This window comes from Chromatiaceae bacterium, from assembly GCA_024235395.1.
Lineage (GTDB): Bacteria > Pseudomonadota > Gammaproteobacteria > Chromatiales > Chromatiaceae > Thiosocius.
Window position 1 is genome coordinate 417,188 of sequence record JACKMK010000003.1, and the last position, 12,386, is coordinate 429,573.

Below are 12,386 nucleotides of genomic sequence, written 5' to 3' on the forward strand. Positions count from 1 at the left end.
TCTGAGGCGTAAAGCCCCTTCTGGCATCTTCATCCGTGGCGACTTCTCGCACCGAACACCCACGCGCCCAATCGCGGGTTGAAGCGTGTTAAGAATCGACTCGGAACTGGCTTTCTCAATGTTAGGCGATGGCAAGCATCGCCTCAAGTTTCACGTCGATAACAGATTTGTTTCTAATACAGCGCCAAGAAAGTTGCAATAGGGAACGACGTTACCCCTTGTTGAGTAGCGGTTTGGTTTAGAGTCCAGGGTCAAATGTAGCCGCCTTTGCAGCAAGCTGCTTGGCATGTTCTGCGGGCGTCAGCCCGCCAAGTGTCTTCTTTGGTCTTTCCTCGTTGTACTCACGAACCCATGCACGGATTACCACCCGGGCATGGTTGAGGCTGACGAACCAATGCTCGTTCAGGCATTCGTCGCGTAACCGACCGTTGAAGGATTCGATGTAAGCGTTCTGGTTGGGCTTGCCCGGCTCGATCAACCGCAGGGCGATGTCGTGACGATGCGCCCAGGTCAACATGGCCCGGCCGGTGAACTCCTTGCCGTTGTCGGTCCGGATCATCGATGGCCTGCCGCGGAGCGCGCAGACCTCGTCCAGCAATCGCACCAGATGGTCACCGCCAATCGCGTGCTCAGGGACCACGGCCACCGCCTCGTGCGTGGCATCGTCGACGATTGCCAGGCACTTGAGCGCCCGACCTGAGGCGATTCGGTCGAAGACGAAATCCATCGACCAGACTTCATTGGCCGCACCAGGTCGGATCAGCGGCTGACGATCCCCAGCGGGGATCTTCTTGCGCCGACGTCGGCGAACCTGCAGTTTCTCTTGCGCGTACAGCCGCTCTACGCGCTTGTGATTGACCCGATGCCCCGCCTGGCGCAGCTTGAGATAGATCATCGGGGCGCCATACCGGCGATACCGCTGCGCCATGCCCACGATCTGCTGGCGCAGCTCGGCGTTGCTGTCCGGCCTGGGCACGTAGCGCAATGCCGAGGCGCTCATGCCAACGACCCGCAACGCGTGCCGCTCGCTCATCCCACGCAGCTTCATGAGCCGCACCACTTCCCGACGGGCCGGTGCGGTCACCACTTTTTTCGCAGGACTTCTTTCGTCACTTCGTTCTCGAGCATGGCTTCGGCGAGCAGCTTCTTCAGCCGCGCATTCTCCGACTCCAACGCCTTGAGGTGCTTCGCGTCCGACACCTCCATGCCACCGAACTTGCTACGCCAGAGGTAGTAACTGGCCTCCGAGAAGCCATGCCGCCGGCATAGCTCCTTGACCGGGACCCCGGCGTCTGCCTCCTTCAGAAAACCGATGATCTGCTCTTCGCTATACCGCTTCTTCACGTCCAATCTCCTTCGTCACGGGATTGGACTCTAAATGCCCGTGCTACTCAATTTCGGGGTAACGGCGGGAAATCACCGCGAATATTTATTTCGCCTGAGGAGATTTTAAAAAAGCGCCCGTATCGGCGACTGACCTTTCCCCCGTCACAGAGCGAGGGCCCAAGCGACACCTGGCACCATGTTGAGGCAGGCACACCTGACCTCGGAGACGACAACGAGCTCGAAGGAACTGATTCTGGCGATACTGGGGTTGACCGCGGTTAGACGACAAGCGCGTAGAGCGACTGTATGCGCAGGAGGCGCTGATTGCTGAGCGTCCGGGCGAGCATAGCGGACGGATTCAACGACCTGCTATCCACCCGCCCTATTTAGAAACAACCACGTGAACTCCAACTGCTTCTCGAAATTTTGATTTCAGTGCTTCCGTTCGAACCTTGTACAGCGCTTGCAGTTGGTCGTCAGTCGGGTCTGGAAGCTCTAAATGCGCTCCGCAGAAGTCTTCGTAGTGCCCATCTTTCCGGTTGACAATAGCGCGTTTGTAGCAGTTGAGAACCGTCAAAACATCTCGTGCTGCGTGGCCTGGCTCGTCACCTAACCGCATCTCGATTTCATCAGCGTATAAATAGAACGTAGGAAGGTGAAACTGATTTAATGTGCCATCCGGCACCACTTGTCGAATCTGTAGGTAGGCTGCAAATGCCTTCTCAGCCGAATTTTGTTGAGACTCCAATCCAAAAAGATACCGTGAGAACGCGCCACTAACTATTACGCCGAGCAAAGTGCCGGCGATTCCTGACCAAATTTCGCTTTTCATTGTGAATCCCTTTTTGGACAACGATTGAGGCGAGCCAACCGCCACCGGCAGACCAGAATACCCTGCCGGTCGCCGTCCGCTCGAGCGAAGGGTTAAGCATCACCGGGAGTCGGCTTGGCTTCAGGGACAAAATCCTTCAGCAGGACAATGAGTAGGCCTGCAATCTGCAAGCTTAAGACGATGCTATCAATGCGCCGAAGCGAACCATCCAGAACTGTCTCTGACTTACGCATTTCTGCCTGCTGGTCGACCAGTTTCTGCCTGCTGTTCCAGAAGCTGTCGAGCTGTTCTTGTCGAATTGATTGTACCAACGAGACCGCTTCGCCTAGTTCCGATTCGTTAGGAGGCGTGTCGGCCTGCGCTGGTGCTTTGATCTGCCTGGATCTGCGCGCCTCGTCGCTCGCGATTATTCGAGCGGCTTTGTCCAGGTTCGCCATCGCTCTTGTCGTCAGCGGTTTGCCATACGCCGCTTCGTTTCCCCAGCTCAGAGTGTCATAAATCTGACTCTCGATGCTTTCTATTGCAGGCCCGTAGAGTTGACCACTCGATGCGCAAAGAACCCGGAGGGCGATACGAGATTGTTCCCATGCTAAGCGGGATGCATTTGCGACATCAAACTGGCGGTCGCGACGTGACACCTCTGCGACGTTTGAAGCAAGCTGCGCCCGTACGGTCTGAAGTTGAGCGTCAACCTCAACGCGCTGAACCCCACCGACAATGGCGGAGATCACGGCAAGAGTGCAGCCGACGATAGCAATTGCGAGTTTCTTGCCCCTTGGGGTCATGTTACCTCCGGAATCATGTACGACTGTCGTTACGATGCCTGACGCCCAGTTAACCAGCAGGCAGTACGGAGCACCACTCGCAAAAAGGTGGTGAACCCGTGCGCAAGAAGGCACAGAGTACTCGGCGTCCCAGCAAGCGTAGCGAACGCCTTGTACGTCCCATCCCGCATCGATCTCGTTCCCTTCCCTGGCAAAGTGGAAGTTGCGTTGACCCGCAACCCGCTGCAACGTATTTCCGGTGCAGCAGCCCGATTGCTCCCTGGTTCCGGAGTCGTCGAGACCGTTAACAGGCGTGAGGCATGACTCCGATACGATTCGTCAACTCGATCAGTTGAACGGACCCTCAGCCCGAATCTCAGAAGTGCGAAGTTGCTCAACAATGGCTATGAGTACCATCCCGTCCGCCGACACGTTGGCATCAGTAACGCCCAGCTTGATGTCGCCAGCCATGAATTCCTCTGACCTTCCCCGGCATCAATACCACGTGCTGGATGAGATTCCGCTCAGCTCATTCCCCAATTGGCGGACGACTTGTAGTCGCACGCAAATGCGGCACCTAGCAAAGAACCGTGACTGCTTGCATCGGCACCGGGAGACGCTGAACAGCACACATCCGCAACAGCACCCGGTTCGCGCCGACGCTCAACGCGCTACTCGCCGTGAGGGCCGCTTTGGACATAGGCGGCCCTGACCATGACCCAGCGGCGCCGTACCCGCGACGGGTTCGTCTTCTTTAGACGGAACCATAGGTGTCCGTGCCGAGCTGGCGCCAACCGCCGCCCGGACCCTCGCTGCCCCGATTTTCCGCTGCCGCCTCGCGGAACCCCGCGCTAGCCGACGCCGATCGGCTTGAATGGCGACGGGATCTCTCACATAGTATGCGTGTATGCCTTTCGCTATGCCTCCCAACGCCACCTTGAGCCCCCAGGAGCTCGGACTGCTTGCTGCCGCTCACGCCAAGGAGGCGGGGCTGGGTCAGCAATCTGTAGCCATTGGCGTGGGCGTGAATCAGTCGCAGGTCAGTCGGATCTTCCGCGGCCAGGTCCATCGTCATACGGACGTGCTTATGCGTGTATGCCGATTTGTGGCCAATCGGTCGCTAACGGTGGCCCCGGACGAGGTGCGCGGCAACGACACCCTGATCGAGGCGGTTGCCGAGGTTTGGGACGGCACCGAGCAGGACGCACAGGCCCTCGCGGCGGTGATCCGCAGCCTGCGGATGTTGCGTCGCAGCAGTAGCCAATGAACGGAGCGCGATGGATATGCTGACAACCCAGCCACTACCGGAGGAGTTCGCGGCGGGCCACCTCGGCAGGGTGCTGTGCCTGAATGGCCTGCGCTACCCCAGAGGGGCGTCTCTGAAGGCATCCGACATCGCCGAGTCTCCCGGTGGCGGTGACGCACCCGCATCCCCCGTCCATGCTCTGTCGCAGCTCGCAGGTACGACGGCCGTCAGCTACGCGCGAGACCACACGCTGTTGCCGTTCGAAGGCTTCGCGTTTCGGCGCGACAAGGCAGGGCACTATTCGCAGTGGTCTGACGTGGACTACCGACGCCTGGGCCCGCAGACGTCGTACCCGCACGCGGCGCTGTGCCCTGAATGTGTCGCCGAGGACGAGGCCAGTCTCGGGTTCAGCTATTGGCGCCGAGGCCACCAGGTCGATGGGGTGCGCCGCTGTACCCGGCACGATGCCGCGCTGCAGCTGACGGAGCGGCCGGACGCGTTTGCGCACACGCCGCGGGCAATGCTCGACGGCGCCCACGCATTTCCGACGGCCGAGTGCTCCGCGCTGACATCGGATGCCCTGACCCGATATCACGCCACCGTCGACCTGATGCTCGAACGCGGCGCGCCCGAGTCTCTCGCCAGCATGCGCGTGAACCTTACCGACAAGGCGATTACCGAGGGCCTGTCGCTTGGGTCAGGATCGACCCAGAACCCGCTGCTGAGCGACCGGGTGTTCGAGGTGTTCCCACGGGATTGGCTCTATGCGGTGTTTCCCGAGTCGCGGGCCAAGCAGCCCGGACAGGAGCTCGGCATATTCGACCACACCATCAAGCGGGTCAGTCACTGCCAACTGAGCGCGCCGGCGCTGACCGTGGTCATCTGTGCCTTGTTCGAGGATCCGGCGGAGGCCATGGATGCGATCTACGCCGAGGCGCGTCTACCCCCCATGGTGACCAATGTGCCGCCGGCAACATCGAAGCGGCGCACGCGCAGCCCCAAGAAGCAACGCGGCCCGTCCCACCATGCCTGCAAACCGGACGGATGGAATAAGCTCGCCCAGGCCTATCTCGAGCACCAGGGCGATATCGATGCGATCGCCGCGGCCCTCGGGTCCACCGTCGAAAAGGTTCGTTGGCGGATGACGACGCAGCGCACAAAGGTGGTCGTCGCACTCTCGACGACCGAAGAGTACCGGGCCCTCAAGACGTTCCTCGCGGGCAGGTCACTGGCCGAAACCAGCGAGTCCCACGACATACCGATCGGCACACTCGAGGCATTGCTGCGGCTCGTGCACCGCAAGGTCGCGCTGCCGGATCCGTTGCCGTACGCGTGCAGCGACTGAGTCAGGTCAGCAGGCGTTCGAGCACGCGCAGCGTCCTCGGGTAACGATCGAGCGATGCCTGGCGCCTGCGCAGCACCGGCAGGGCCGCGACCAGGTCTTCCCAACGCACCCGGACCACCTGTCCGCCATCCACGAGCTGCGCCGCGGTGCGCTCGATCAAGGCAGCGAGGGTCTGGTCGTGGCGCCGCATGCGCGCCGCTGCATGGTTGCTACGGGCCGGCCTCGATGGGCGTCTGGCAATGGTCTGCTGGAGCCAGATGCGGTCGTGGCGGTAGAGCCAGGCGTGATCGGCCTGTACCAGTTGGCGCACCAGCCGCAGCGAGACCCCGGGTAGCCGATCGAGCGCCGCCTGCCAGTTGGCCCTGGCCTGCAGACGTCTGGCAGACATCCGGACCCGATGCCACTGTTCGGCCAGCCCCGGATCGGTGCGCAGGACCCGGGTGATGGTGCTGACCGACACCCCGGCCTCGCGCGCCACGTCGGCCTTGTCCCGGCCGGCCCCCAGTCCCTCGACGATCGGTTGCAATACCTCGGGCCTCAACACCTTGGGCCGTCGCCGCGGCGCGATCGACACCGCCGACGCCCAGGCCGCGACGGTCAGGTAGTCCAGGTCGAGCGCCTGGGCGATCGCGGTCACGCTGACGTCGCCACGCCGGAGCATCGCCAGCGCGGCCGCCTTGTCCGGGTGTGGATTGCAGGACTCGTGCGGTGGCCCCGACGCGGGCGCCGGTGCCGCACATTGGCCCGATCGAAACGCCGCCTCGAATGCCGCCCAGTCATCGGACAGCCACTCGATCAGCGTGATGTACCGGATCGGGTGCGTGAGGGCACGCCCGTCGAGGATCCGGCGCAGTCCCGACTCCGCCGACAGCGACCGCAGGCCGGCATGGTCCGGGCCGCCGCACCCTTCGCCCAAGTGCTGCCTGAACATCGTCTCGATCGACGCCCAGCGCAGCCGACCCCGGGCAGAGACCAGACCGAAGTGCGTAAGGCCGGACCGAAACGCCCGGGCCAGCGACGTCGCAGACGCGAAGGCCCCGGGCGCCGCGTCCATCAGCGACAGTCCGATATCTGCCATTCGGCCCAGCCGCCGGTCGACGCCGGCGGCCCCGACGCAGGGCTCCTGCTCGGCATCGGGAAACGCGTCCTGCGGCAAGACCCATTGGAACCGGGCCAGCTGCTGGCATTTAAGACCCGTCTGTAGAAGGGCGAACTCGTGTACCGGGCAGACCCAGGTCGACGGCAGCTGATGGGCGAGGTGCCAATAGGCCACGCCGAACTGCGCGCGGTCGGCCGCCATGCAGGCCGGGCAGGCCTTCAGCGGATGGTCGGCACCGAGTCCGCTGGTCAGCATACCGAGCTGGTACTTCAGTGACCCGATGCCGGGACCGCGCATCAGCAGCATTGCCTGTCGGCCGCGCTCCGCGGACCGGAAGGGCAGGTAGAACGGCAGCAGGGTGCGGCGGCGGATCAGTTCGTCCGCATCGCCGAGGACACCGCCGGTGCGCTCGACGAAGTCGTCGATGCGGGCCGGCAGGTCATGGGCACTGCCCTGCTGGTGGTGACCGAACAGCTGCCGACAGGTCGCCTCCGCACGGCCGTTTGCGGTCTGCCGATGGTATCGGCTGCACCAGCTGAACAACGTCTCGTCGGGGAGCCGGCCGGCAAGCTGGCCCGGAACCGGCAGCGGGAGTTGGGCCGGATCCCCGGCCCAGGGGACCTCACGCATCGTCGTCAGGGTCCGGCGGTCGACGTTTCCCCTTGTCGTTCAGGTCACGCAGCGCCTGGATGCCCGCAAAGAGGTCCGCCTCCACGGAACCGCTGTTGCGGCGAATCGGGGTCACCGTCGCGCCCTTGCGCGCCTTCTTGGCGACCGTGGTCCCGCTTCTGCGCAGTTGTTTCAAGGTCGCATGTGCCGCGGGCGACAGGGTGCTCTCGAGCTGGTGCTGTGCCGACAGCGGTACGGCATGGAACGGGCTGTCGCTGCCTGTCTTACTCGCCCCGTCGGCGGCGTTTTCGGCATATCCGAGCCCGTCGCCGGCGACGTCCTTGCCGGCGAACGGACAGACGAGATCCTTGCGACCACGCGCCAGCAGCATCGACTCCGACAACGACAGCATGGCCTCGACGTCCGTCCGCTGAGTGTCGAAGTAGCGCGACCGGTAGATCTCCCGCAGCGCGCCGATCGAGACGACACCGCCATTCGCCGGCGCCAGGTAGCGAAACGTCGTCGTGATCAGCTGCCGTAGCAGGCGCGGCAGGCCACCGGTCATCCGATGGAGGTCCCACGCGTGGCTTTCCGGATCGAGCCTCAGCACGTCCGGGGCCACCTTGACGTACTCGGCGACCAGGGCCTCCCAAGACGCGGCGTCCGGCGGATCCGGCCGCAGCACCAGGTGGTCCGCCAACAACCGTTGGCGCTCCTCCTGGGGCCGCGCCTTCAGGCGGTGCCCGAGCGAGTAGTTGGCGATATAGGTGACGGGGACACCGGGGTATCCCAGGCTCAACAACAATTGCGCGGCCCGCGTGTTCGCGGTGGCGCTCTGCGTTAGGAACTGCATTTCATCGACGACCACCGTCGCCACGCCGCAGGTATAGAACCATCGTCGCAGATGCTCGATGGCCTCACTGACCTTCGGCACCTTGCGGCGTGACGCGAAGGCCGGGTTGGCGAGCGCACACAGCACCGCGGAGTCCGAGATGTTCGCCTTGACCTGGACGCGGCGGACCAGGTCGATGCGCACCTGCGGATGCGCCGCATCGAGTCGCAGCCTTTGTGGCGCGGGCAGCACGCGCTCGAGGGCCGCCATCAACGCGGATTTCCCGACACCGGCCGGCCCGGTGAGACAGAGAAACACCTCCCCGCGGTCCTCGGCCGGTCCGTCGTAGAGCCTCGACAGGAAGGTCCTGGCGTCCGGGTAGCAGTCGTGCAGGAAGGCACGCATGCGCCCGACCAGTAGCGTCAGGATCCGACATCCCCTGTCCGTGGGGACATAGATCGATGCCAGCGCCTGGCTGAGTGCCTGGGTACGCAGCTCGATCGGTACGCCGTCGGGCAGGCTGACCGCCTGGCCCGGCACCCAGGCGCGTCGGCGAATCACATCGATGTCCCCAAGGTCGTCGAGGCCTGCCAGCCAGGGATTGTCCACTCGATCTCCGGCCCGACTCACTTGGGCCTCCCCTTCTCTTGCAGGTAGGGCAAGACCTCGTTGCGTTCCTGCACCGAGACGCTGGTGTTGCGCTTCGCGCGGCCGCTCTTTCTGGTGCCCTGATCGAAGTCGTGGCCGGTTTCATCCTTGAAGCGCTGCTTCCAGTGCAGCTTCTCGCCATGCATGTACGACTGCCGGTCGCGTTGTCCTTCGCGGCGGATCGCGGCGAGCTGTTCCAGTTCCTTGACCGAGATGTAGAGCTGCTCGGCGTCGTCGGCGATCGCGAGCAGTGCGTCGACCTCCACCAATCGGCCGGCGACCTCGACCCAGAGGTGTCGCACGCACACATCGAGCATATAGGCCTTGATCGGTACGTGCTGGTCTGAGGCGACGCGGTCATGCAGACCCGTTTCGCGCAAGGCCTCAGAGTCGTACAACTGGTTGTGAAACCGCACGCCGGACGGTGTTGCCTTGACCTCGACAGGGGTGAGGAAGCTGCGCACCGCATCCTCAAACGCCATCGGGATCGCATAGGTGCGGGCGCGTTCCTCCAGGAACCTCCACAGATCGATCGGCGAGTGGCGCACGCCCTCGGTGAGGGCCTCGTTGCTGAGGCGCGACGAGATATCCCTCGCCTGGTTGTCGCACAGCGTCCGCGTGATCTCCCGCCAGGCCAGTTGGGGAAGGGTCATCTTCGTGGTGACGTAGGTGGGCTTGCCTTGCAGTTTCACCCTTCTGGGATTCGAGCTTTCGACGATCGCCTTGCTCTGTCCCATGTAGCTGGGCGCCGCTTCACTGATCATGGGTCGACCGGCCTCACCCCGCGGGCGGGCATCCGCCGTCATGCCCGGGCCGCGGTCGACGATCTCGTGCGGTGACAGGCCGATGGTCGGCCAGTCGGTGTCCGCGATCCGGTGGCCAAACAGTTGGCAGAACCTCACCTTGTCGATGGCCATACAGAACTTCGCCATGCGGTACGCGGACGCCCGCTCACCGCCGACCGAGAAGCCGATGCCCACCAACATGCCCGAGGCAACGCAGCGTATCCGCACGACCACCAGCCTCGGCAGGTGACTGCCGGACCGATAACCTTCCGCAACCTCGTCGACCACGTAGCCGTCCGCCTCGACGCGCTCGAGCAGACTGCCGACGGATTCCGTGTAGGGCCCCATCGGGGCGTTGAATTCGTTTCGCGTGCGCGCTGCACCGTACTTGTGGGACCTACGCTCGCGAAGCGGGAACCGCTGGTCGACGCGGTACATGAACTGCTCCTGGTTCGGGAACGGCTCCCCAGCGGGGTGGAACACCTCTCGATGGCCCTTGCCGTCGTCACGCGTCGCGCACTCGAACTGGGTCTCCATGGAATCGCAATAGATGTCGACCAGCGGACGAGCCACGGCCGCGTGTTCGCGGTAGCCGGCCTCGATCTTCCGGATCATGTCCGGGTCATTGGTCCCAAACCCGGCGTTTGCGCCGCGTGTGGGTGAAGGACAGCCGAATTTGCGACCGACCTTCTCCATGCGGTCCCAGCGCCCGATGTCGTGGATGGGGTAGTGCAGCGCCCAACGGTTGCGCCCGAAACACAGGTAGGTCAGGAACCACAACCGCATCCGGGTGGGGTTCTGCGGCGGGATGCAGGCGCGCGCGTGGCGATGGATCGCCAGGAAGGGATCGTCGGCGGTAAGGACGTGCTCGGCCCGCTCGACCAATGGCCACATGTGCGCCAGTTTGCTGTCGATGCGCTCATCATGGCGCTGCTTTGCGCGCCGTCGCTGGGCGTCGTGGGCCTCCAACTGCGTGGCGGACAGACCCCCGAGCCACGGGGGCATCGCGGTCTGCGGCTCGACCCGGGTGATCAGCCCGCCCAGCAGGGCCTGTTCGAACCGATGACGGCGAATCACGTGGCACCTGACTACGGGCAAGGGCGTCCAGCGCTTGGCTCGCTTCGCCTGGTGCGTGTCGCGCTTCGGACGGCAGACGAACTCGATCAGCAGGACCCGGTCCCGGCGGGCGTCATTGGTCAGCAGATGGTAGACACAGTCCTTCGCGAGCACCTCGAAGCCGTCGGGCGCGCGAAGTTGGACACCGATGTACATGCTCATGCCGCACCTCGATTGAACCAGGTGGCGTACTGATCGAGCACGTCGGTGCGCTCCGGGACCAGGGGCTTGTCGCAAAAGACAGGGCCCTCGAACAGGTCGACACGCAGCGCCCGGTTCCAGATGGCCTGTTCCATCAGGGCCTTGAGCTGCATGATGTCGAGGTCGAGCTGACCTCGTAACACCAGAAAGGCCTCCAAGGGCGGCTGGCCGGTCAACAGGCACCCCTGGAGTCGATCGATCACCGCAGAACGCGCGTCATCGTCCAGGTCCACCCGCGTACTGAACGACGAGTAGAGCCGGCGCAAATTGCCTTCCAGGGCGTCGGGGATATCGCGGCGCACCACACGTATCGTCGGGATCCCGGCGTCTCGGTAGTAGATCTCTTCGATCGCGTGTCGGATGCGCGCCTTGGCCTCCGCCTGTTCGGGGTCGCGGACGGGTTTGCTACCGCCGGCGCGGCGGTGAAAGCCCTGGCTGTCGAGCTTGATGGTCCAGTTCACGCAGTACGGACCGGCGGCGTCGACCAGGAACAGCAGCAGGTCGCCTATGAAGGGATAGGGCACCTTGACCGAGTCGCCATCGTCGGTCCGCATCGTCACAAAGGGGTGGTGGCGGATGCTGCCCAGCCGACTGGCGACGGCGATCGTGCCCTGGAACGGTGGCAGGTGCTCGTCCGTCACCGCCGGATGGCCCTCCAAGGGGTGGGGCCGGGGCTCGACGGCGAGCATGCGCTGCTCGTGGAGATCGATCAGGTCGGGGTGGTACAGGGCGAGCCACAGCGCGCGCTGCTCCACCAATGAGAGGACGTGGATCTCGCGACCCAGTTTGGGCGACCAGACGCGGCTCGGTCGCGATCGCCCCGGCGCCTCGGTCCGCTCGGCGCGTATGGCCGGGATGTAGTCACGCCCACGGCCCGGCGGGTCCTGGCGACGCAGGATCTCCTTTAGGCGTTTGATACCAAGTTGCTTCCTCTTGCCCATGTGTCTCTCCCAAGAAACTGATTGAAAAGCGGTTTTCGATGGCCGCGGGGCGCCCCGCGGTCACTGGTCAAACAGCGAAGATGGGATAAGCACGAAACGAGGAGACAAGGCCGCCCGTGAGCGACCGCCCTGAACTTGACAGGATGGCCACCTTGTTCGAGAGTACGGGACACGGCTAGTGCAAACTCATAGCCCGTACCTGAGGCGCCCCGGACTGTTCGAGCAGTTCGGGGCGTCGCGCTTTTCCCTGAAGCGATCAGGGTGGCATGGCTTCCTCCTTCGTTGGTTTTAGGTGGTCGGCCGGCCTCACAGCTGCGGGCCGCCGTCGTCGAAATCGAATTCCTCGTTCTCCTTCAGCCCTAGCGCGATCGCAATCTCGTGCGACTGTCCCCGCAGGCACTTGCGCTCGCCCATCAGGACCGCATGGGTCAGTGAGGGACTGAACCCGCGCGCCTTCGCCCAGCCCGAGATCGAGCGCCCATTGGTGCTGAACCAGCGCCGCACCTCTTCCCGAGTCCGCACGGACGGCTTCTTGCCCCGCTTCTTGGTTGGTTCACCCGTCGTGGATTTGGGGGCCATATCTCGTCCCGGTCAGCGCAAAAAGAGTTCGTCGACGATTGTTATCTCCTTTGACGCCTGCGA

At 63.8% G+C, this 12,386-nt stretch carries 10 protein-coding genes; 2 read left to right on the forward strand and 8 right to left on the reverse strand.

Going from position 1 to position 12,386, the window contains the following annotated elements:
* Positions 1-238: 238 nt before the first annotated feature.
* From H6955_15255 to H6955_15265, 3 genes are all read right to left on the reverse strand, one after another.
* Positions 239-1,344, reverse strand: a protein-coding gene (locus tag H6955_15255) for an IS3 family transposase (protein MCP5314913.1) whose coding sequence is annotated in 2 segments (ribosomal slippage) — positions 239-1,086 and positions 1,086-1,344 — 1,107 coding nt in all. Because the reading frame shifts where the segments join, the coding sequence is not laid out codon by codon here.
* Between the two features lie 364 nt (positions 1,345-1,708).
* Positions 1,709-2,158, reverse strand: a complete 450-nt coding sequence (locus tag H6955_15260) for a hypothetical protein (protein ID MCP5314914.1) — start codon at positions 2,156-2,158, stop codon at positions 1,709-1,711.
* A 92-nt stretch (positions 2,159-2,250) separates the two neighbouring features.
* Entirely contained in the window at positions 2,251-2,943 is a 693-nt protein-coding gene (locus tag H6955_15265) for a hypothetical protein (protein MCP5314915.1), read from the reverse strand.
* 898 nt (positions 2,944-3,841) lie between these two features.
* Here H6955_15265 and H6955_15270 point away from each other — a divergent pair.
* Both H6955_15270 and H6955_15275 read left to right on the forward strand, forming a co-directional pair.
* The gene (locus H6955_15270) at positions 3,842-4,189 is read left to right on the forward strand and encodes a helix-turn-helix transcriptional regulator (GenBank protein MCP5314916.1); all 348 of its coding nucleotides are present in this window, start codon (positions 3,842-3,844) and stop codon (positions 4,187-4,189) included.
* Between the two features lie 10 nt (positions 4,190-4,199).
* Complete coding sequence (locus H6955_15275) at positions 4,200-5,513, forward strand: TniQ family protein (protein MCP5314917.1); 1,314 nt, start codon at positions 4,200-4,202, stop codon at positions 5,511-5,513.
* 1 nt (position 5,514) lies between these two features.
* On the opposite strand, the gene H6955_15280 is transcribed toward H6955_15275, so the two are convergent.
* From H6955_15280 to H6955_15300, 5 genes are all read right to left on the reverse strand, one after another.
* Positions 5,515-7,242, reverse strand: a complete 1,728-nt coding sequence (locus tag H6955_15280; protein MCP5314918.1) for a TniQ family protein — start codon at positions 7,240-7,242, stop codon at positions 5,515-5,517.
* A complete protein-coding gene (locus H6955_15285; GenBank protein ID MCP5314919.1) occupies positions 7,235-8,662 on the reverse strand; it encodes an ATP-binding protein in 1,428 nt (475 codons plus the stop codon). Before H6955_15285 ends, H6955_15280 begins: the two co-directional genes overlap by 8 nt.
* Positions 8,663-8,679: 17 nt before the next feature.
* Positions 8,680-10,764 carry a transposase gene (locus H6955_15290; GenBank protein MCP5314920.1) on the reverse strand — a complete coding sequence of 695 codons (2,085 nt, stop codon included), beginning with the start codon at positions 10,762-10,764 and terminating at the stop codon, positions 8,680-8,682.
* On the reverse strand, positions 10,761-11,744 hold the full coding sequence (locus H6955_15295) for a hypothetical protein (GenBank protein MCP5314921.1): 984 nt from the start codon (positions 11,742-11,744) through the stop codon (positions 10,761-10,763). The genes H6955_15290 and H6955_15295 overlap by 4 nt, the downstream gene beginning before the upstream one ends.
* 306 nt (positions 11,745-12,050) lie before the next feature.
* A complete protein-coding gene (locus H6955_15300; GenBank protein ID MCP5314922.1) occupies positions 12,051-12,323 on the reverse strand; it encodes a DNA-binding protein in 273 nt (90 codons plus the stop codon).
* Positions 12,324-12,386 lie beyond the last annotated feature (63 nt).

Bases quoted from the DNA above. Each gene is read 5' to 3' on its own strand.
- H6955_15260 (MCP5314914.1), bottom strand. From the start codon at position 2,158: ATGAAAAGCGAAATTTGGTCAGGAATCGCCGGCACTTTGCTCGGCGTA.
- H6955_15265 (MCP5314915.1), bottom strand. From the start codon at position 2,943: ATGACCCCAAGGGGCAAGAAACTCGCAATTGCTATCGTCGGCTGCACT.
- H6955_15270 (MCP5314916.1), top strand. From the start codon at position 3,842: ATGCCTCCCAACGCCACCTTGAGCCCCCAGGAGCTCGGACTGCTTGCT.
- H6955_15275 (MCP5314917.1), top strand. From the start codon at position 4,200: ATGGATATGCTGACAACCCAGCCACTACCGGAGGAGTTCGCGGCGGGC.
- H6955_15280 (MCP5314918.1), bottom strand. From the start codon at position 7,242: ATGCGTGAGGTCCCCTGGGCCGGGGATCCGGCCCAACTCCCGCTGCCG.
- H6955_15290 (MCP5314920.1), bottom strand. From the start codon at position 10,764: ATGAGCATGTACATCGGTGTCCAACTTCGCGCGCCCGACGGCTTCGAG.
- H6955_15295 (MCP5314921.1), bottom strand. From the start codon at position 11,744: ATGGGCAAGAGGAAGCAACTTGGTATCAAACGCCTAAAGGAGATCCTG.
- H6955_15300 (MCP5314922.1), bottom strand. From the start codon at position 12,323: ATGGCCCCCAAATCCACGACGGGTGAACCAACCAAGAAGCGGGGCAAG.